Source organism: Cellulosilyticum sp. I15G10I2, assembly GCF_900095725.1.
GTDB lineage: Bacteria > Bacillota > Clostridia > Lachnospirales > Cellulosilyticaceae > FMMP01.
Map to the genome: position 1 here is coordinate 22,096 of NZ_FMMP01000009.1, position 21,467 is coordinate 43,562.

Genomic DNA, 21,467 nt, shown 5'->3' on the forward strand with positions numbered 1-21,467 from the left:
AGTTAAAATTCAGTTAAATTTGCATCATATTTTAGTCACTAATCTACATTCTACCTTAACCTATACACTATTCCTAAATTTTTTCTTTATTTTTCACTACTTTTTTTCTTCTTTGTTTAACATTACCTCTATTAGAAATTGAGGCAACACCATCATACGAGTAATCCGTGTCGGCTGCTTCATCAATCTATAAAACCATTCAAGTCCCGTTTTCTGGAAAAGAAGCGGTGCACGCTTTGCTACTCCAGCCATAACATCTAGGCTGCCACCAACTCCTATTAGTACCTTAACATGCTTTAATAAATGTTTATTTTCATCAATCCAAATTTCTTGTTTTGGTGCACCTAGGGCTACTAACAGAATATTAGCTTTTGACTTATTAATATCTTCTATAATATCAAAAGTTTCTTCTGGCTTAAAATAGCCATCATGTGTCCCTACAATTTGTATGCCGGGATATGTTATTGCCATTTGTTTTGCAGCTTCTTTTGCCACCCCCGGCTTACTCCCCAAAAAATAGTACTTATAGCCTTTCCCAGCTGCTTGTTTCATAGTATTTTGCACTAGGTCATAGCCCGCTACTCTTTCTTTTAAGATACCACCCTTACGTATTTTTGATGCAATAACTACGCCAATGCCATCCGGTACTACGAGGCTTGCCTTTTTTAAAATGGCAAACAGCTTCTCATTCTTCTTTGCCAACATAATAATTTCTGGATTTGGCGTAAATACAGTATGCACCTCGGGAGATGCAACAAATTGGCTGACCCGTGTGGCCGCTTCATTCATCGTTACATTATCAAATGGTACACCTAATACCTCTATTTTTTCTTGCATTGTATCCTCCTATAGTAACTGCCCCTTAATATATTCAACTGGCAAGTTAACTTTCTTCACCTGTATCTCATGCATGACTTTTAAATGCTTTCTTTGTTCACTTTGAGAACTTATTAATTTCTGGATCATATGAATAAGTTTATCTGGATTAATATGTGCTACATCTATGCAGTACGGCACTTGCATATCTTTCATAAAATCTGTTACTTTTGGGTCATACGCGAGTCCTATCATTGGTGTCTGCATTGCTGCGGCCATGATTAAGCTGTGTAGTCTCATACCTATTATAAACTCAAATGAGGCTGTATAACTAACAACTTCATCTATTGTAAGCATCTTATCTATAACAATTGCATGCTCTTTTAACCTAGCCCTCAGCTTATGCGCTACTTCTCTATCCTGTGCATAGTGCATAGGAATTAAATAGACTTTATAACCTTCTTGGATGACATACTGTAAGGCTTTTTCCAGACAGTCAATGATAGCCGATTCATCTTGCCATGGTCTAATATAAACACCTACTGCTTTTTCTACGCCTAGCAAGTCCTTTACATATTTATATACATGCTCACTTGGTTTTATGCCTAAAACTGGATCTGCTGCCACTATAATAGGCTTCTTAACACCAATGGCTTCCAGCACTTTTTTCGAATGATACTCTCTTACAAAAATTTGATCTACCTGATTTGCTACTTTTTTAATAAACCATTTATTCCATTTATGATTAATGGGGCCTATGCCTTGTGAATAAAAAACTACTCTTTTTTTATGCCAAAGCGCTATTTTAACAATCCCTAAATAATACGGAACTGTTTTTTGGCTAGTAATATCTTGCAGCAGACTTCCCCCTCCGCTTATTAGCAGATCACATGCTTTAATAGCTTTTATAATGGCTTTAATATCCCATCTATTAACAGTTTCTACATCATATAAAGCCTTAGTTTTTTCTGGGTTATTAGAAAGAACCGTAATATCTGTATCTTTGATAGATGCTCTTAGCAAAGATAAAATCGCAGAAAGTACTGCTTCGTCTCCTATATTATCAAACCCATAATAACCTGAAATAACTATTTTATTTGAATTCCCCATTTTTTTACCACCTTAATAAGTAGTTTTAAAATATAAATCATAATAGCTCCAATAATAAATCCTATAACAATCCCATAACCACTTCTAATAAGTGAAATCAAAACTGGCGTATGAATATGTGCGTACGTATTAACAAGTGAAACAGGTCCTATAGCCGCAAAGATTAAAAATGGCAGATATTTTTCTTTATACCCAAAAGCAATAAGGGCTATTAAGATTGGGTACCCAATCAAGAACTCTTTAGTACGCGGTCTAACACCAAGTATATTGTCTAAAAGCTGTCTGACCTGAAGTTCTAAACTTGATACTGAACCACCATTACCCGTTCTTGTTGTGTAAATAAGAAGCGCAATACCTACTATGCCTATGACTGCTACTGCTAAATAAGTGACTTTACTTGTTAATAGTTTCTTTATATAACTTATATCTAGTCCATGCTTTTTATAGAAGGTTATTGCTAGAATAAGTATAATCGGAATAATATGCGCAATCTTTACGCCAGCAAATACATCGATGCCAAGCCCAAAGCTTGTTCTTGAGATCGTTCCTATAATCGTTAATGCGCCACCAAAAGCAATGAAACATACCTTCAAAAATGCCGTTAATGTTTGCCCCATATTTTTAGGCTCTGAATCTATGGCAGTACTTACTGCATAAGTTGGAAATATTATAGCTCCAAATAATGCCATCATCTTTAACCCAAAAGATGGAGACAGCTTCAACAAACCAGCATACCCGATAAAACCTATAATCCCAAGCAGATAACCAAGTCTTCTTAAACCTACTAAATCAAGCAGTAAAACAAATACTGCAATCGCTGCAATACCTGCAAGCACTGATAGTAAATAATTGCCTGGCTTTAAGTTGTAGTTCTGCAACTCTTCGGTTATGATATACCCTTCTTTTTCTGCCATATCTTTAAAGTTTCTAATATTAACTTTTAAATCTTGCATGTCTTTTTGCAGATTCATTGTATTGGGCATTTTAAAAAGAAAGGTTCTAAGATTTCTTTCTCTAAGTGCAAGTCCATACCGATCAAGCACTTCTTTAGGCCCATATTTTCTTACCTCATCATCTGTAAGGGTATGCAATCTTGTTACTCTGAAGTCTTGTCCTTGTTGACTTGATTGCTTTGCAAGCAGCCCAAAGCCCTTCTGTTTATTTGAGAAAAATTCTACAAATCCTAATTGATGTTCACCTATATAATTAATCATTAGAGGTGATGTTGCCCCTGGTATTTCTGAATCTGAAAAGTAAATGGCTCCCACGCCAGCTACCTCTTGAAGCATATCTATAAGGTACTCAATAGACGCTTCACTTGGCTCTCCCCATCCTCTTATCTGTGGGGAAATCACATAGCCTAAGTCCGCTGCAACTTTTAAATCTTCTGTATTAAATCCCACACCAATGCTTGCAAGTACATTTGAAAAATCCCCAACTTCAACAAAATATGCGTCTTCAGAAACAAAAGATCTCACCGGAACATTTTTTAAAGATAAATCTTTGTATATAGTTTCCCATATATTTGCATTAGTTGTTACAATGTAGTTAAGCTGTGGTTTAATATCTGTAATGTCTTTATAAAATGCCTTAACGAGATAACCTTCAAATACCGTAACTTCACCTTGTTCTTTATAATTTGAAAGTTCTCCTCTTGAGGCTGGAAGTACTGTATTTTCTCTAACAAATAAAGTTGTTGCACCTGCTTCTTTAAACTCTAGAAGTACATCTTGAATACTTGTTTGTGTTTGTTCAGAAATATTAAGTACATCTGTATATCTAATCGCTATTTGCACATTTTTATAAGCTTCTTCTGCCCTTACCCTAAAGAACCCGACAACTAAACACGCTATTACAGAGATAGTTATTAGAATGTTCAGGATCATTCTTATTTGTTTTTTCATTTTTCCCTCCATGTAGATGACTTTTTATGGGTTATGCCTATTGTATAGTATACCCCCCTCTTACCATAACTGTAAGATCTTTAGTTGCAATAAGGCCTCTGCCATCTTCTCTTGGAATAATAAGAAGATGATATCTTGGAGCTATGCTATTCGCATTCACATCTACTCCTGCTGTCATATCTTGAATCCCTCCAGCTTCTGAACCTATTACTTTGGCTTCTCCGGCTCTAATAATAATCTCTGACCCTTGTTTTCCTAGTATGCTCTTTCCTTGAGGAACAGATACAACTTCGTATGTATTACTTTCTTGTTGTAATAACTTAATTTGACTTGAAAGTTCATTAATAAGCAGCTGCTGCGCTTGAAGCTGCTTATTAACGTCATTAGATGTACTTCCACCTGCTCCTAGGTCTGCAATTCTTTTATCTACATAACTTTTTGTAACCAAAGGGTCATTTGAAGTCCCAGGGCCATTATCCGAAGCATAAAGTGTTGTAACTGCTAATACTGCTGTTAAAAGAATAACTTTTATTTTTGTTTTCATAGTATACCTCCTCATAATTTTTAATATGATATTTTCTATTTTAAATTCTGATTTAATAGCTATCTTAAAGTTGCTTATTTAAAGGGTACAAAAGTATAATAAATCTCATTACCTACCACTTTAAATTGAAGATAATGACTGTCCTGTACATTATCTGATGCCACTACAAGCCCATTATTTCTAATATAACGAATACCATCTTCAATCTGTGTTTCTCGTTCTGTTCCCCCTGCATACACTACAAAAATATTTTTTCCAGTCATCTCTCTTTGTGTTTTAAGGTATTTATGAAGAGCCTTACCTTCTTCTATATCATCAAATTGAGTAAGTGGATTTTTGCTCATAATAAGAATAATATTTTTAGCAGCTGTCCCTTCTATATCCTTCTTAATATTTAACCATGCATTTAGTTCCGTTACTCTAAGTCCGCCTTTATCAGTCCCTGCAAAAATTACTCTCGTGTTATTATGATCTACTGTAGTATAAGCATTGGCATAAGTATAAGTCGGAATACTTATAGGTAGCTCAATGTTGTTTCCTGATGCAAATAACAGCATGCTTGCATTTTGAGATAGTTTATGGCCTATGCTTGTAATCGTTTCTTTACTTAAAACCATACTGTTCGTTTTAGTAGGTCCTATGATATTGATTGCATATTGATTACCTACTGAAGGCTGCAAGCTCGGTTTATAATACGGATCAAACCTATAATCATCTCTTAGGGCAATTCCCTCTCTATTTCTAAAACCTCTTGTAATAGAAACATGATCAATATAGACTACACTTGTTCTTTTTTCACTCACACTATTTGCATAGGTATAAAATTTAGTTATTTTAGCTGGTGCAGTCATCGTTTGTGGCAGTATCACACTTAGATATTTCCATCCTTCAAAATTCAAACTATCTGCAAGCTTAAGATAGAATTTTGCACCTTTTGCATCTACAACCTCAATTTTAGCTGTATCTCCTTGCTTTCTAGCATAAACCCACATGTTGATACTCATAGCATCTGCTGGGATTTCTATAGGTTGGCTAAAAATTGTATAGGCTACTTGCTTATTGGCTGTTTTAGCAAAGGTATAACTCATCTTGATTGCTGTATCTCCATGATATTTAAACTCTTTTGAAGGTTCAACTTTTCCTTGTACTGTGGTAGTGTTGCCACCCCATACTGCACTATTTTTTTCAAATGATTCAATAGGAACCGCAGTATCTCCTACAATAACGCCTAAATTTGCACTTACGCCTTTATAAGATGCAGTAAGTAATGCTAATGACTTTTGAGCTGCTGTAATTTGATTACCTTTACCGCTTACCTGCTCGCTGTTGCTTGTCCAGGTAACTTTATCTGCTGTTAAAGGCAGTTTATAGCCCTCCTTATCTACTCCAAATATCTGTATTACTTTTGAACTATTTGGTGCAATTTGCAAGTTAGAAGGTTCAATGCGTATTCCTGCTGGTTTATCAGATATGTAGATTTCTTTTGCGGCTTCTATGCCATTACTATTTACAATAACCAGCGCTTTTCCTGCTGTTTCAGGATAAAAAGTAAAGCCATTAAATGTTCCTGCCACACCACTTACTATCATCTTAACATTGCTGCTTGCAACGTTTACTGGATTATAATTTTTATCTGTCCCTTTAACACTGAATGTGATGGGCTCTCCGACAAAAGCTCTGTTCGTCGTTGCATCCAGATAAAGCCTACTTAAATGACCTGTCTGTTGTGTTGTAAATACACCTATACCATTAACAACTCTCCTTTGTGCACCATCCGAAGGTGTATTTTGCAGCTTAACTTCTGCTTCAGCTTCATTTCTTGCTACAAGTGTGGTTGAACCCCCTCCATCAAAATACATTGCGTCTTGGACACCGTAAGACTTAAGAAGTGTAACCAGATCCTTATGATTGGCACCAAGTGTCTTGTTTCTTCCATCTATAGCTATTAAAAGTATTTCACTAGATTGCTTAAGGGTAGCTATTACTGTTCTAGGTGCTCTTGTAGCTGGTGTAACCTTATGAGATGCCCCCGAGAACTCTTCACCGTTTTTCATGATGATGCCGCTGCCACCCACTCCAAGTTTAATATCTTCTACCATTTGTGTAACATTATTATTTAAATAGATTGTTTTTTGTATCTCAGCCTTTGTACCAACTGGCAGTTTACTATAGTAGGCATTTGCATCGTTAGTATTAATAAGCACTACATAGCCATTTCGAGGAATAGCGACCACTTCATCTTGCTTCGATAAATAAGTTACCTCATTGTTTTCGATGACTGCTGTATATACCCCTTTAAATCTTGCAAGCGCTTTGCTGGTATCTCTTTCATAAGTATAATCTAAAACAATAGGCCGACTAAGTGTAGTAGGTATATTATTATAGGCCGCCATACCTCCTATGGGCAAATCATTTACATAGAGCATAACTGATGTGCCATAGTAATCTATTAAAGGATTATTGCCCGTATCAATCAAAAATGTAGCCATATTGTTTGCAATCCCTATTGTAGAATAATTACTATTATAGGCATGCTTCAGCTCACCATCAGCGATAACAGGTCCAAAGCTTGGTGTATTACTTGTTGCCGTATCAAAAAAGTCTGCATTGATACCTGCAATAGCACCTGATTGATTGACTAGATCTAGTATTGTTCTTCTTTCACCTAATGTAGTTGATTCAATCGGCTTTAGCTTTATGTTTTCATCTTGAAGATTAACTTTTAATATCTGAATGCTTTGCCAGCCTTCTCCAGTTAAGATCTGCTCTTTAATTAAAGTTGCTCCTCTCGTAATCATTTGTTCTGTTTTTTCTTTATGAAGAACTGTGCCATATACATTAACAGACAAAGCTGCCGCGATAATTAAACTGCTGATTATTTTGCTTTTTAGTTTCATGTTGTCATGCCTCCTTCTTGTATATCTTCACCTAATATTATTTGAATATCATATGCCATATCACTGTTTAGCTTAATAACAGCTTTTGTGAAATAACTCTGGAATTGTTTTGCAAGAGACACGTCTTTTGCATAAATTATAGTTGTCACATTATCTTTTGTATCATGATTATCAATACGGGCTACACTGTATCCTAACTTTTCAAGGGCATCCTTAGTTTTTCCAGCTGCACCATTTATTGAAGTTGCATTTAAAACTTCTATTGAGACTGTCTTATCCTCTATAACAGTCTCATTCGGAGCACCTGCGATTGTCTGGTCAAAAAATATTTCCTCTGTAAATGGCTTCATCTCATCCATATTCGGTATAAAATACCATTTTGACCCTTGATGCGCTGCTTCTCCTGGGATAATATTAAATGATAAGTACTCAAGGTCAAACTTTTTTAAGTGCGTATAGTACTGTGGGATTTCCGTAAGTGCCATATCTGTTTTTACCGAAGTAAAAATAACAGGAACAATCTGAGGCAGTTTTGTCAAAATACTTGGATTTAAAATCTTTTTGGCAAAAGCTTTAAGGAAAATTTGTTGTGTTTTAATACGACCAACATCTCCTTCTGCATAGCCTTTACGATATCTTACGAGCCCTTCCGCTTGCTTACCATCTAATATTTGAACCCCTGGATTTAAATGAATATGTAAGTTTTGTGCATAATCATCATAGTGCAAACCATTTCCATCAAGTGTCGGAACATCTACTTCTACCCCGTTAATGGCATCTACTATTTGTGTAAATGCATCAATTGTTACCACAACATAATTATCAATTGTTATACCTAATATATTTTCTATTGCATCAATTGTAAAATCCTTAATATTTTCTATGCCGCCATAGCTCGTCATTTCATTAAGCTTTGAAACAGATATGGAAGATCCTTTATGTTCTTTTAGCTTTTGTTGCTGGTCTTCAGTCCATGTTACCTTAGTATCTCTAGGTACTGAAACAACTTTCACTTTATTGGTCTGGCTATTATAATTCACAACAAATATCACATCTGTCCTATAGCCGTCTTTGTCTACACCGAATACAGCCAGCGTTTGATTAATATCTTTTTCTTTAGGCGTTGGTTTTAATTTAAGTAATCCTCCTTTTTCATCATCTTGATATATAAAATATTTGTATGTAACTGCAACTGCGCCTAATGTTATTAAACATACTGAAAAGGTAATGGCTGCTACTTTAAAAAACATAGTACCAAGTTTTTTCTTTTGAGATTTTTTAAGTCTCTTTGTGTTTGCTTTCATGCGACTTCGCTCCTACATATATAGATAAAATACATCATCTATACATTTTCTAAAAAATTATTTTAAATATTTTTACTATTTTTTACTGTATTTTTCTACCATACCTTTTATATTGTAGTAAAATATATCCTATATGTCCATTATAATACATAAAATTTATTCAAAAAATAACTTATGTAATTTTACTGTAAATTTATTGTAATTTTGTTGAATTTGCTGGATATCTAACTTATTATAAAATTAATACTTATTTACATCATGAAAGGAAAATATCTATGCTTAAAATTGGTTCCCATGTATCTATTAGCGGCGGCCTTTTAGGGGCCGCCAAAGAAGCCCATTCTTATGGTGCAAATACATTTATGGTTTATACAGGTGCACCGCAAAATACTAGACGCAAGCCTATAGAAAATCTTAAAATCGAAGAAGGCCATGCGTTTATGAGCGATCATGGGCTGTCTGATATTGTTGTCCATGCACCGTATATTATAAATCTAGCTTCCTCTAAAAAAGGTATTTATCAGCTTGCCAAAGAATTTTTAGCCCTTGAGCTTGAACGGACTGCCCAGATTGGTGCAAATTATCTGGTTCTTCATCCAGGCTCTTTTACAGATAAGACTTATGAATATGGTATCGAACGCATCTCTTCTGCACTTAATGACGTATTAAGGGAAGATATTGTTCCCGTTGTTTGTCTTGAAACTATGGCTGGCAAAGGCACTGAGATCGGTCGAAGCTTTAAAGAACTTAAAGATATTTTAGACCGTGTAGAACTTAAATCTAAAATTGGCATCTGCTTTGACACCTGCCACACTCATGACAGCGGTTATGACATTATCCATCATTTTGATGAGGTTCTTGAAGAATTTGATAGTCTGTTAGGGCTCGATAAACTCAAAGTATTTCATATTAATGGCTCCCTTAATACAAGAGGCGCAAAAAAAGATAGGCATGCAAATCTTGGTGCCAGTATTGATAATCCTCGTGGACAAGATTTTATTGGTAAGGAAGCTCTGTACCAAATAGTCCATCATCCAGTTACAGATAATAAGCCAGTAATTTTAGAAACACCATGGTTAGATGCTAAAACTAACCTTTATAAAGAAGAAATTGCATTTTTGAGGGGGTAGTCATTTGGATTTTTCAAAGCATATTGTTATTGTTACCGGGTCATCTAGGGGCATCGGCAAAAGCATCGCTTATGAGTTTGCAAGATGTGGCGCTTATGTCGTTTTAAATGGTGCATCAGATCAAAACCTGCTTAAGAGAACTTATCAAGAATTCATCACTGCTGGTTTTTGTGCTACTTTTTATTTTGGGGATATATCGGATTATTGCTGTGCAAAAGAAATGTTTATCCACACCTATAATACTTTTGGAGATTATCCATCTATAGTTATCAACAACGCCGGCATAAGTTATGTAGGTTTATTCACAGATACTTCACCAGAAGTATGGCACAAAATTATAACAACTAACTTAAATTCGGCTTATAACTGTGCCTATCTTGCAGCACCTCATATGATCAGCAGACAAGCAGGGATTATTATCAATATTTCTTCTATTTGGGGAAAGTCTGGAGCATCTTGTGAGGTGGCCTATTCAACAAGCAAAAGCGCCCTTAATGGATTTACCAAAAGTCTTGCCAAAGAACTTGGCCCTTCATCTATTCGCGTTAATGCTTTATCATGTGGCTGGATCGATACAGACATGAATAAACATTTCAGCCAAGAAGATCTTGATAATTTTATAGAGGATGTTCCTCTTTGCCGCATCGGTACCTCAATTGATGTCGCCAATGCTTGTCTATTTCTTGCATCTGATAAGGCCTCCTATATGACTGGCCAAATAATTAATATAGATGGCGGTTTCTTATAAATAAACTGCAATAAAATAACCTGAAAATATAGTTACAAAGTCCCATATTATAATCCCTGCCAGAGAATAGACTGCAAATGTTCTAGGTTCAATACTAAATATCCCTGAAATCAAAGTAATAAACCCTCGAACGCCAGGAATAAGTCTGCCAATTAGGCAGGCTTTTTTGTCATATTTTTCACTCATTGCTTTTGCTTTATTTAAAGAGTTCTGTGTTTTAGGAAATTTACTATAAACTTTATCATATATTTTGGCACCAAACTTATAGGCTATAAAGTAATAGGTGAGATTTCCTATTACTCCAGCAATAACGGCAATCAAAAAAATATAGCCAAAAGAATATTGGCTTTCGGCAATAAAAAAACCAATTGCGGGCATAATAATGGTTGCTGGAATTCCTGATAAATTTAAACTTTCTAAATACAACAGCCAAAATATAACAATAGGGCCATATGAATTAAACTTTTCGAGCAGCGCCTGTATATCCATCTGAGGGTCTCCTTTAAGGCATAGTTATCTATAGTATATGATAATACTTTTAAGGTAAACCTATGCATTTTCTGCCTTAAGTTAATCTATTTAGGCTACTCAAAATAAATATTTGTAATAGTTTTCTATAGGCCCGCAGGGGAAATTTTAGGATTCTCCAGTTACTCGCTTGCGTATTTCTAAAAATCTAAGCACTTTCTTCAAATGAACGGTCGAAACTCGCTGCGCTCAAACAATCTCCCTAAAAACCATTTGAATAAACTGCTAAGATTTTCTATACGAAATTCTCCAGAGGCAACTTCCGAATCCTAAAATCTTCCATGCTAGTCTCTGTAAATTGTATATTATTCGTTAAATAATTAGATACCTGATTGCGCCATACATTATATTAAATTACTGTGAGCTAAGCTTACCCTAAATTATTTCAAAATAGAAATTATACGTTATCTTAAACGCGCAAAATATGGGGATAAGCCACAGCTCGTCCCCATATTATCATTATCTCATTTCATGTATTCATTACTTTAATCTCAGTTTTTCTATTCATAAATATGCTTGCATTCTATAAAATCTAGCTGGGCAGGCAGGGGTGTTTTTCGGCTCGACTCGGGTTTGGCTGTGGGTAGGCGGGAGAGATGAAAAACACCCCTGCCTGCCCAGCGGACCTTATCCGAAACACTTAACTTAGCAATACGCCCTAGTTAATATAACCCTTACCTACTATAATCTGAATATCATACCCTATTGTCGTATTCGTTTGTATAGAAGCACCTTTAAAATAAGTCTTAAACTGTTCTGCCTGTTGAATATCTTTAGCATATATTACTGTACTTTCTAGGTCACTTTTAGAATAGTTATCTATGCGTCCTACTTTATAGCCTTGCTTTTCAAGTGTATCTTTTATTTTTCCTGCTATCCCTGTAACCCCTGTTGCATTAAGCACTTCAATAGTAACTGTTTTATCTATGACAGGTTCATTTTGAGTAGAAGTCTCTCCATTATTATCATCAGCTTCGCTTGGTGCAGCCTCTGTATCAAAGAACACATCTTCTATAAGGGCATCCATTGCTGCTCTATCAGGGAAGAAATAGGAAATGCCATTCTCGTATCTGCCTTCGCCCGGAATAGTATTAAATGATAAATAATTTAAATTAAAAGATTGTAAAAAAGGATAGTAGGATGCTATTTGTGTAAGGTTTACGTCAGTCTTAATATACGTAAATAATATAGGAATAATTTGCGGTATTTTCGTAATCATCTGAGGACTCATAACCTTCTGGGCAAAGGCTTTCAAAAACAGCTGCTGTACTTGAATACGATCTACATCCCCATTGAGATATTGTCTGAATCTTACCAGTTGCTCTGCTTTTTTACCGTCTAAGAGCTGAAGCCCCGCATCAAGATTGATATAAAGACCTTGCGCATTATCTGTATATCTCATCCTGCGAGGGACATCAACTTCAACCCCGCCAATAGTATCTACTATTTTTCTAAAAGCTTCTAAATTTATAATAATGTGGTTATCTATTTTTATACCCAACATATTTTCTATTTGATTAATTGTAAAATCCCTAATATTCTCTATGCCTCCATAGGCTGTCATTTCATTTATTTTAGAAGTATAGATATTTGTTCCTTTATATTCTTTAAGTTTGCTGCGCTGAGTCTCTGTCCACTGAACTTTTGTATCACGAGGTATAGAAACTAGTTTAACCTTATTGGTCTTACTATTAAAATTAACTACAAAAATAACATCTGTTCTTATACCATCTTCATCTACGCCAAACACAGCTATGGTTTGATTGATGACTGATGCTGCTTGTTTTTGATTTTCGAGTTCTTGCTCTTCGGCAGTTAATGACTCATTAGAGTCTATAACTTTGTTGTCATAAATAAAGCTGTAATATGCTCCTATTCCTATTCCTATAATAACAGTACATACTACCATTGTTATAGCAATAGCTTTCAAAAATATTTTAAGTAACTTTTTTTGTTGCACCATATTAAGCTCCTTATTCATTCTCTTCATCGATTATCCCCCTAAGTATTTACACTAGCTATCACCAATCTCTATTATAATATATAGTTATCTAGAAAAAAGTCGCTTTTTATTGTTGTAATTACTTTATGATATGATTGTAATTTGCTTGTAATATTTAATAAAAAGGATAGGCGTAAAAATCTATCTAGCTAATTAGTTAAAAAGCCAATCCCTAAGGATTGGCTTTTGATTAACGTTTTGAGAACTGTGGTGCACGTCTTGCTGCTTTAAGACCGTATTTCTTTCTTTCTTTCATTCTAGGATCTCTTGTTAAGAAACCTTGTTTTTTAAGAACTGGACGGAAATCTCCATCAGCTTGAAGTAATGCACGGCTAATACCGTGACGAATTGCTCCAGCTTGACCTGTTGTTCCTCCACCAAATACATTTACACGTACATCAAACTTGCTAAGTGTATCAGTAAGAACTAAAGGTTGACGTGCAATAACTTTTAATGTCTCTAAACCAAAATATTCTTCAATGTCTCTTTTATTAATTGTGATTTTACCGTTTCCTGGTACAAGATAAACACGTGCTACTGAACTTTTACGTCTACCTGTTCCGTAATATCTAACTCCTATCATTTATGTTTCCTCCTCTCGATACTTAGAATTTTAATTCTTCTGGTTTTTGTGCTTCATGATTATGCTCTGTTCCTGCATAAACACGTAATTTTGTAAGCATTTGTCTTCCTAAGCTATTCTTTGGAAGCATTCCTTTTACAGCATGCATTACTACTCTTTCTGGATGTGTATCCATCATTTTGCGTGCTGTCGTTTCTTTAAGACCACCAGCGTATCCAGAGTGTCTTCTGTATAATTTTTGATCTAATTTTTTACCTGTAAATACTACCTTATCTGCATTAATTACTATAACATGATCACCACAATCAACATGAGGTGTATATGTTGGTTTGTTTTTTCCTCTTAGTACTGATGCTATTTGGCTTGAAAGTCTACCTACTGTTTGACCTGCAGCATCAACAACGTACCATTTTCTTTCAACAGTTCCGGCATTTGCCATATATGTTGTTCTCATTATATTCCCTCCTTCAGGATCTCTCGTATTTCTTTAAACCGTCTATATTATATAAAATCCGGGGCTATTGGATTTTATAAGTGGGCTTATTAACACAACTTATATTATATTATTTTGTAAAAACACTGTCAAGCACTTTGTTACTGTTTGTCCTTATTTTATCCTTATTTCTATCTAATCATAATCAATCTTCAGCATCATAAGTCCTTCTGGCGGGGCCGTAGGCCCTGCTAAACCACGATCTTTACTTGCAATAATGTTTTTGACTGCTTCAGCTGGTAATTTATTGGAGCCAACTTGAATTAGCGTTCCGGCTATAATTCTTACCATATTATATAAAAATCCATTGCCGCAAATCTCTATCGTTATCAGATCATCTTGCTGTGTAACCTGCAAATCATATACCGTTCTTACCGTTGAATTTACACTGCTTCCCGCCGAGCAAAAACATTTAAAATCATGCTCGCCGACAATATATTCAGCTGCCTCCCTCATGAGACTTATATCCAACTCATAGGGATAAAAATAAGCATATTTATAACTAAAAGGGTCACGTATCTTACTATTTAAAATCTGATAACGATATGTTTTATGCTTTGCTCCATATCTAGGATGAAAATCTCCGGACACAACTTCCATATTTTTAACTACAATATCCTTGGGTAATTTACTATTAATAGCTTTGATCAGATTATAGACAGGTATACTTGTCTCGGCGTCAAATACACAGCACTGCCCTCTTGCATGAACGCCCGTATCAGTTCTACCAGCACCAATGACTTCCACCGGCTGCTGAATGATAGCAGCAATGCTCTTTTCCAAAACTTCTTGTATGCTTAAAGCATTATTTTGTTTTTGAAATCCATGATAGTTTGTGCCATCATAGGCCACTATCAATTTAAACCTTGGCACAGACTTCTCCTCCTTGGTATATTTAAGGTGATATGAAATTTCTAAGGACTAGCTTGGCAGGGCGTGATAACTTTCGACTCGGGTTTGGCTGTGGCAGACTGTCCAAAAACTACTAGTCATAGTTTTCAAGAGGTCCGCAGGGGAATTTTAGGGTTCTCCAGTTACTCGCTTGCGTATTTCTAAAAATCTAAGCACTTTCTTCAAATGAACGGTCGAAACTCGCTGCGCTCAAACAGTCTCCCTAAGAACCATTTGAATAAACTGCTAAGATTTTCTTCACGAAATACTCCAGAGGCAACTTCCAAACCCTAAAATCTCCCTCTGCTAGACTCTGCGTTATCTAGGCTTTAATTAATTTTAAGACAGTCTGCCACTACTAAAGTCAATAGTTCTTAAAGCCTTAACTTCTATCTCGATTTTTCTTCCAAAAATTAATAATATTCTTTAATAACTTTAAGTTTAAGATGAATAGCAAAGTAGTCAGGGGATGTTTTTTGACTCGACTCGGGTTTGGCAGTGGGTAGGCGGGAGAGGCAAAAAATATCCCCTGACTGCTGAGCGGACTTCTTGCAACACCTCTATCTTTTTACAACGCTATACACCCTATCATAAACACGATCCCTATTACAAATGCATAGACATCCCTTCTCCTGTATTGCAGACTATTCATCCTCGTCCGTCCCTCACCGCCACGATAACATCTAGCTTCCATAGCCATAGCGAGTTCTTCTGCTCGTCTAAAGGCTGATATAAAAAGCGGCACCATAATAGGTATCATAGCTTTAGCACGTTTTACAATATTTCCGGTTTCAAAATCTGCCCCTCTTGCCATTTGGGCTTTCATAATCTTATCTGTTTCTTCTAATAAAATAGGGATAAATCTAAGCGAAATACTCATCATCATTGCGATCTCATGGGCTGGAACACCTATTTTTCTAAATGGATTAAGAAGGGATTCTATCCCGTCTGTAAGTTCTATAGGCGAAGTTGTTAAAGTAAGAAGCGATGATCCTACTATCAAAAGTATTAATCTCGTTCCCATCATAAGTGCCGTTTTAAGCCCCTGCTCTGTAATACTTATAAAGTGCCAGCTCACAAGCACCCTGCCTCCTGGCGTAAAAAATATATTAAGGGCTACAGTAAATAAAAGTATAAAAGCAATTCCCCTAAGTCCTTTTAACATAAACTGCAAAGGAACACGGCTTACTTTTATGGCTAAATAGAGTGCTGCCGCTATAAAAGCATAACCCACAAAATATTTAATAAAAAACAGACTGATGATATATATAAATGTAACAAGTATTTTAGTTCTTGGATCTAATTTATGAATAGAAGAAGAAACAGGATAATATTGTCCTATTGTTATATCACGAATCATAAGTACCTCCAGCTATTCTTAAATAATCCTTAATAATCTTTGCAGCTTCTTCTACAGTTAAAACATCTGTGTCTATTGCCATACCTTTATTTTTAAGTGCCTCTAATATATAACGAACCTGCGGCATAGCAAGTCCTATTTCCTCAAGTTTTTTACCTTCTTTAAACACTTCTCTGGTACTTCCTTGATAAGCTATTTTACCTTGATAGAGTACAATAAGTTTTTGCGCATATTTCGCCATATCTTCCATACTGTGTGATATAAGTACAATAGTTAGGTTAAGGTCTTCGTGCATTTGTTTGAGTTGGTTAAACAACGCAGTTCTGCCTTTAGGATCGAGACCTGCTGTTGGTTCATCTAAAATAAGTATATGCGGCTTCATAGCAAGTACTCCTGCAATTGCCACTCTTCTCTTTTGCCCTCCAGAAAGCTCAAATGGGGATTTATCATAATATTGCTCATCAAGACCTACTGCAGTTAGTGCATAACGTATGCGTTCATCTATTTGTTCTTTAGATAAGCCTAGATTTTTGGGACCAAATGCAACATCTTCATATACAGTCATTTCGAAGAGCTGATACTCCGGATATTGAAAAACAAGACCTACTTGTTGTCTTATCTTTCTTTTATCTACCCCATCTGCATGAATATCTTGTCCCTTAATAAGTACTTGCCCCGTGCTTGGCTTTATGAGCCCATTAAACATCTGAATAAGGGTACTCTTACCAGATCCAGTGTGACCTATAATGCCTAAAAAATCTCCGTCTTGTATTTCTATATTAATATCTTCTAACGCCACCTTTTGAAACGGCGTATTAGGGTTATAGATATGGGTAAGATGGTTTATCTTGATTGCCATATTGCGTTCACCACCTCTTCAAGTGTTAATAAATCCGGCTTAAAAGAAAAACCTTCCTTATTAAGTAAATAAATAAGATACGTTGTATCTGGCACATCAAGTCCTATTTCTTTTAGTACTTCTACTTGCTGAAATACGTCCCTTGGAGATCCCTCTAATACTATCTCACCTTTTTCCATTACAATAATGCGATCTGCAAGTATTGCCTCCTGCATATAATGCGTGATATGAACAATGGTAATACCATACTCCTTATTAAGCTTATTCATTGTCTGCATAACTTGCTTCCTGCCAATTGGGTCAAGCATTGCTGTTGATTCATCAAATACAATACACGCAGGCTTCATGGCGATAACACCTGCAATCGCAATACGCTGCTTTTGACCACCTGATAGTTGATTTGGAGATCTTCTTTTATATTCACTCATCCCTACTGTATCTAGTGCATTATCTACTCTCATTCTAATTTCATCTGGTGCGATTCCTATATTTTCAGGTCCAAAAGCCACATCTTCTTCAACAATAGTCGCTACAATCTGATTATCAGGATTCTGAAAAACCATGCCAACTTCTCTTCTTACATCCCAAATATTTTTAGGATCAGTGGCATCTATGCCACTGATAAATAAGGTACCCTCTTTAGGCGTTAAAATCCCATTAAGATGCTTTGCAAAAGTTGATTTTCCAGAACCATTATGTCCAAGAATAACTAAAAATTCACCCTTATTAATTGAAACACTTACATGGTTAAGTGCTGTAATGGCATCTTTTTTTATGCCATCTTCGTCATAATTATAATATTCAAATAAGATATTGTCAGCATTGATGATCGAATCCATAAGTGACACTCCTTTGTTATATGTATATATAAATTTTCAATATGTTCTATCTTTAATTAAAGATTTATATCTACACATAAAATTGCTACAGGCTTAAAAACCTACCCTAGTAACTATTAATTTATGAAGAAAAGGGATTAAGAACAGTTCTTAATCCCTGAATGTTATACTAATTCAATAATTACTTCTTCTGCTCCATCACCTTTACGAGGTCCGATTTTGATGATTCTTGTGTAACCACCATTACGGTCTGCATATTTTGGTGCGATTTGGCTAAATAATTTATCTGGTAAATCAACTTTTTTAGCTTGTCTTCTTTTAGCAGTATCAACTTCTGTTACAGGGTATAACACCTTTAACATTTGTCTTCTTGCATGTAAACGAGAAGCACTATCTTTTTTGATTGTTTTTTCGATCTCTTCAAATACAGTTACTTTTTTACCATCTACAACTTCTTTAACACGTTTACCATTAACGTCTTTTTTAGGTTGTTTTGCTGTAATAGTAACCTCTTCATAATTATCTTTTTCACGAACAGCCATTGCAATTAAGCCTTCCGCTATTTTACGGATTTCTTTTGCTTTAGATACAGTTGTTCTAATTTTTCCATGGTATAAGAGATTTGTAACTTGGTTACGTAAAAGTGCCATACGTCCAGCAGCGTCACGTCCAAGCTTTCTTTGTCCAGCCATGCTCTACCTCCTTTTTGTTTGCCATCAATCTTCACTTGGTCTTAGTGCAAAACCAAGTTCTTCAAGTTTTTGGAATACCTCTTCTAATGATTTGCGTCCTAAATTACGAACTTTCATCATTTCTTCTTCTGTTTTGTTCGTTAAGTCTTCAACTGTGTTAATTCCCGCACGTTTTAGACAGTTGAATGATCTTACAGAAAGGTCAAGTTCTTCTATAGTCATTTCTAAAGTTTTTTCTTTAGAATCATCTTCTTTTGTAACCATTATTTCTGTTGTACGAGCGTTTTCTGATAAGTCAATGAATAGATTTAAATGTTCACTTAAAACTTTCGCAGCAAGACTCACAGCCTCATCTGGTTTTAAAGTCCCATTAGTCCAAACTTCTAAAGTTAACTTATCATAATCTGTTTGCTGACCTACACGGGTATCTTCAACTGTAAAATTCACACGCTCAACAGGAGTAAAATTCGCATCGATTGGAATAACGCCTATTGGAAGCTCTGTTTTTTTAAGTTTATCAACACCTTCATATCCACGACCTCTTGTAATAGTCATTTCAATGCATAAATTTGAGTTTGCACCACCATTTAAAGTAGCAATATGAAGCTCTGGATTAAGAATTTCTATTTCTGGACCACATTTAATATCTGCTCCTGTAATAGCACCCTCTCCTGTTGCTTCAATATAAACTATTTTTGGTTCAACAGTTACACTTGTATCACGAATTGCAAGACCTTTTAAGTTAAGTATGATTTCTATAACATCTTCTTTAACTTGAGGAATCGAACTAAATTCATGAAGTACACCATCTATTTTGATACTACTTATAGCAGAACCTGGAAGTGAAGAAGAAAGGATTCTACGAAGGCTGTTGCCAAGTGTAATCCCGTATCCTCTCTCCAATGGCTCAACTACGAAGCACCCATATTTACCATCTGCGGATAACTCTTTAATCTCAATTTGTGGTTTTTCAAATTCTAACATCGGATAAACCCTCCTTTGGTTTTAAAATAAAATATTGAGGGTGACGAACTATTACTTAGAGTAAAGCTCAACGATAAGTGTTTCTTCGATGTCTGTATCTATTTGCTCTCTAGCTGGTACCGCTTTCACTGTTCCTCTAAGGTTTTCAATGTCGCCTTCTAACCATTCTGGTACAATACGAGAAGCTGTTACTTCAGTGATTAGTTTAAAACGCTCAAATGTTTTTGCATCTTCTTTAACTTCAATAACATCGCCGATACGCACTTGGTAAGATGGAATGTTAACTCTTTTACCATTAACTACGATTAAGTTATGTCTTACAACTTGTCTAGCCTCTGTACGTGAACGTCCAAGTCCAAGACGATATACCACATTATCTAAACGAAGTTCAAGGTAACGAAGTAAGTTTTCACCTGTAATACCTTTTTTACGATCTGCTTCTTCAAAATAAGTTCTGAATTTACCTTCAAGAACACCATATATTCTTTTTGCTTTTTGTTTTTCACGTAATTGCTTGCCATATTCGGACAATTTTTTCTTAGCTTGACCGTGTTGACCTGGCGCATAAGGTCTTTTTTCTACTGAACACGCCGCTGAAAAACATCTTTCGCCTTTAAGAAATAATTGCTTTCCTTCACGACGGCATTGTTTACATTTTGAACCAATATATCTAGCCATTTTTTATCTACACCTCCTATTACACTCTTCTACGTTTTGGTGGACGGCATCCATTATGTGGTACAGGAGTTACATCTTTAATTAATGTTACTTCTAAACCTGCTGTTTGAAGTGCTCTTATAGCTGCTTCTCTGCCGGATCCTGGGCCTTTAACCATAACTTCTACTGATTTTAAACCGTGTTCCATTGCTGCTTTTGCAGCTGTTTCTGCTGCCATTTGTGCTGCATAAGGTGTTGATTTTCTTGATCCTCTAAAACCAAGACCCCCTGCGCTAGCCCATGAAAGAGCATTGCCATTTGTATCAGTTAATGTAACCATTGTATTATTAAAAGTAGACTGAATGTGTGCTACTCCTCGTTCTACATGTTTTCTATCGCGACGTCTTCTGGTTGTACCCTTTTTTGCCGCTTTCTTTGCAACTGCCATGAGATCTTAACCTCCTTTATTTACTATTTCTTTTTATTTGCAACTGTTTTCTTAGGACCTTTGCGTGTACGCGCATTTGTTTTTGTTTTTTGTCCTCTTACTGGAAGTCCGCGTCTATGACGAATACCTCTATAGCATCCAATTTCCATTAACCTTTTAATATTTAAGGCGATTTCACGACGAAGATCACCCTCAACAATTTTAGTTTTGTCGATAAGTTCACGAATTTTAGCTACTTGCTCATCAGTTAAGTCCTTAACACGTGTATCTAAATCTATTCCAGCTTGTTCTAGAATCTCGCGAGAAGTTGGACGTCCTATACCATATACATAAGTAAGTCCGATTTCTACACGTTTGTTTTTTGGTAAATCTACACCTGCAATACGTGCCATTCTTGTTTGCACCTCCTAAAGATTAAATATATATTAATACAGCATAAATGACTATGCCGCAGCCGCTTTAAGTCACAACTTCACAAAATATTATTATATATTATATTTACTTGTAAATCAAGATTTATAATAAACCATATTTTGTTATGCTAAAACGTATTAGCCTTGTTTTTGTTTGTGCTTTGGATTCTCACAGATAACGCAAACACGACCTTTTCTTTTGATTATTTTACACTTTTCGCATATCTTTTTTACAGATGGGCGTACTTTCATTTTCTGCTCTCCT

General features: G+C 35.5%; 22 protein-coding genes. 2 read left to right on the forward strand and 20 right to left on the reverse strand.

The features are described from left to right. Positions 1–96: 96 nt before the first annotated feature. From BN3326_RS08680 to BN3326_RS08705, 6 genes are all read right to left on the reverse strand, one after another. The gene (locus BN3326_RS08680) at positions 97–837 is read right to left on the reverse strand and encodes a WecB/TagA/CpsF family glycosyltransferase (protein WP_069998801.1); all 741 of its coding nucleotides are present in this window, start codon (positions 835–837) and stop codon (positions 97–99) included. A gap of 9 nt (positions 838–846) precedes the next feature. Beyond that, positions 847–1,926: a polysaccharide pyruvyl transferase CsaB gene (csaB, locus tag BN3326_RS08685; RefSeq protein WP_069998802.1), complete on the reverse strand. Its 1,080-nt coding sequence runs from the start codon at positions 1,924–1,926 to the stop codon at positions 847–849. Continuing rightward, complete coding sequence (locus BN3326_RS08690; RefSeq protein ID WP_069998803.1) at positions 1,905–3,830, reverse strand: DUF5693 family protein; 1,926 nt, start codon at positions 3,828–3,830, stop codon at positions 1,905–1,907. The genes csaB and BN3326_RS08690 overlap by 22 nt, the downstream gene beginning before the upstream one ends. Before the next feature lie 37 nt (positions 3,831–3,867). Continuing rightward, positions 3,868–4,374: a hypothetical protein gene (locus BN3326_RS08695; RefSeq protein WP_069998804.1), complete on the reverse strand. Its 507-nt coding sequence runs from the start codon at positions 4,372–4,374 to the stop codon at positions 3,868–3,870. 74 nt (positions 4,375–4,448) lie between these two features. After that, positions 4,449–7,271, reverse strand: coding sequence for a phosphodiester glycosidase family protein (locus BN3326_RS08700; RefSeq protein ID WP_069998805.1), 2,823 nt, complete (start codon positions 7,269–7,271; stop codon positions 4,449–4,451). Next, entirely contained in the window at positions 7,268–8,575 is a 1,308-nt protein-coding gene (locus BN3326_RS08705; RefSeq protein WP_069998806.1) for an LCP family protein, read from the reverse strand. Before BN3326_RS08705 ends, BN3326_RS08700 begins: the two co-directional genes overlap by 4 nt. Positions 8,576–8,850: 275 nt before the next feature. Here BN3326_RS08705 and BN3326_RS08710 point away from each other — a divergent pair, with 275 nt between their 5' ends. Together BN3326_RS08710 and BN3326_RS08715 are read left to right on the forward strand one after the other, a co-directional pair. Further along, positions 8,851–9,705 carry a deoxyribonuclease IV gene (locus BN3326_RS08710; protein ID WP_069998807.1) on the forward strand — a complete coding sequence of 285 codons (855 nt, stop codon included), beginning with the start codon at positions 8,851–8,853 and terminating at the stop codon, positions 9,703–9,705. A 4-nt stretch (positions 9,706–9,709) separates the two neighbouring features. Next, entirely contained in the window at positions 9,710–10,453 is a 744-nt protein-coding gene (locus BN3326_RS08715; RefSeq protein ID WP_069998808.1) for an SDR family oxidoreductase, read from the forward strand. On the opposite strand, the gene BN3326_RS08720 is transcribed toward BN3326_RS08715, so the two are convergent. The 14 genes from BN3326_RS08720 to rpmJ all read right to left on the reverse strand — a co-directional run bounded on the left by BN3326_RS08720 (position 10,448) and on the right by rpmJ (position 21,454). After that, the gene (locus BN3326_RS08720) at positions 10,448–10,942 is read right to left on the reverse strand and encodes a DedA family protein (RefSeq protein WP_069998809.1); all 495 of its coding nucleotides are present in this window, start codon (positions 10,940–10,942) and stop codon (positions 10,448–10,450) included. The two genes, BN3326_RS08715 and BN3326_RS08720, sit on opposite strands and share 6 nt — an antisense overlap. A gap of 697 nt (positions 10,943–11,639) precedes the next feature. Beyond that, complete coding sequence (locus BN3326_RS08725; protein WP_069998810.1) at positions 11,640–12,971, reverse strand: LCP family protein; 1,332 nt, start codon at positions 12,969–12,971, stop codon at positions 11,640–11,642. A gap of 202 nt (positions 12,972–13,173) precedes the next feature. Beyond that, a complete protein-coding gene (rpsI, locus tag BN3326_RS08730) occupies positions 13,174–13,566 on the reverse strand; it encodes a 30S ribosomal protein S9 (protein WP_069998811.1) in 393 nt (130 codons plus the stop codon). A 22-nt stretch (positions 13,567–13,588) separates the two neighbouring features. Further along, on the reverse strand, positions 13,589–14,020 hold the full coding sequence (gene rplM, locus BN3326_RS08735; RefSeq protein ID WP_069998812.1) for a 50S ribosomal protein L13: 432 nt from the start codon (positions 14,018–14,020) through the stop codon (positions 13,589–13,591). Between the two features lie 174 nt (positions 14,021–14,194). Beyond that, a complete protein-coding gene (truA, locus tag BN3326_RS08740) occupies positions 14,195–14,932 on the reverse strand; it encodes a tRNA pseudouridine(38-40) synthase TruA (protein ID WP_069998813.1) in 738 nt (245 codons plus the stop codon). A gap of 586 nt (positions 14,933–15,518) precedes the next feature. Continuing rightward, positions 15,519–16,310, reverse strand: coding sequence for an energy-coupling factor transporter transmembrane component T family protein (locus BN3326_RS08745; RefSeq protein ID WP_069998814.1), 792 nt, complete (start codon positions 16,308–16,310; stop codon positions 15,519–15,521). Further along, positions 16,300–17,169, reverse strand: coding sequence for an energy-coupling factor transporter ATPase (locus BN3326_RS08750; protein ID WP_069998815.1), 870 nt, complete (start codon positions 17,167–17,169; stop codon positions 16,300–16,302). The genes BN3326_RS08745 and BN3326_RS08750 overlap by 11 nt, the downstream gene beginning before the upstream one ends. After that, the gene (locus BN3326_RS08755; protein ID WP_069998816.1) at positions 17,154–18,008 is read right to left on the reverse strand and encodes an energy-coupling factor transporter ATPase; all 855 of its coding nucleotides are present in this window, start codon (positions 18,006–18,008) and stop codon (positions 17,154–17,156) included. The genes BN3326_RS08750 and BN3326_RS08755 overlap by 16 nt, the downstream gene beginning before the upstream one ends. A 164-nt stretch (positions 18,009–18,172) precedes the next feature. After that, entirely contained in the window at positions 18,173–18,700 is a 528-nt protein-coding gene (locus BN3326_RS08760; protein ID WP_069998817.1) for a bL17 family ribosomal protein, read from the reverse strand. A gap of 24 nt (positions 18,701–18,724) precedes the next feature. After that, positions 18,725–19,684: a DNA-directed RNA polymerase subunit alpha gene (locus BN3326_RS08765; protein WP_069998818.1), complete on the reverse strand. Its 960-nt coding sequence runs from the start codon at positions 19,682–19,684 to the stop codon at positions 18,725–18,727. Positions 19,685–19,735: 51 nt separating this feature from the next. Next, on the reverse strand, positions 19,736–20,362 hold the full coding sequence (gene rpsD / locus BN3326_RS08770; RefSeq protein WP_069998819.1) for a 30S ribosomal protein S4: 627 nt from the start codon (positions 20,360–20,362) through the stop codon (positions 19,736–19,738). A 19-nt stretch (positions 20,363–20,381) separates the two neighbouring features. Beyond that, on the reverse strand, positions 20,382–20,789 hold the full coding sequence (gene rpsK / locus BN3326_RS08775) for a 30S ribosomal protein S11 (RefSeq protein ID WP_069998820.1): 408 nt from the start codon (positions 20,787–20,789) through the stop codon (positions 20,382–20,384). A gap of 23 nt (positions 20,790–20,812) precedes the next feature. Then, positions 20,813–21,181 carry a 30S ribosomal protein S13 gene (gene rpsM, locus BN3326_RS08780; protein WP_069998821.1) on the reverse strand — a complete coding sequence of 123 codons (369 nt, stop codon included), beginning with the start codon at positions 21,179–21,181 and terminating at the stop codon, positions 20,813–20,815. A gap of 159 nt (positions 21,182–21,340) precedes the next feature. Beyond that, positions 21,341–21,454, reverse strand: coding sequence for a 50S ribosomal protein L36 (gene rpmJ, locus BN3326_RS08785; RefSeq protein ID WP_013658481.1), 114 nt, complete (start codon positions 21,452–21,454; stop codon positions 21,341–21,343). Positions 21,455–21,467 lie beyond the last annotated feature (13 nt).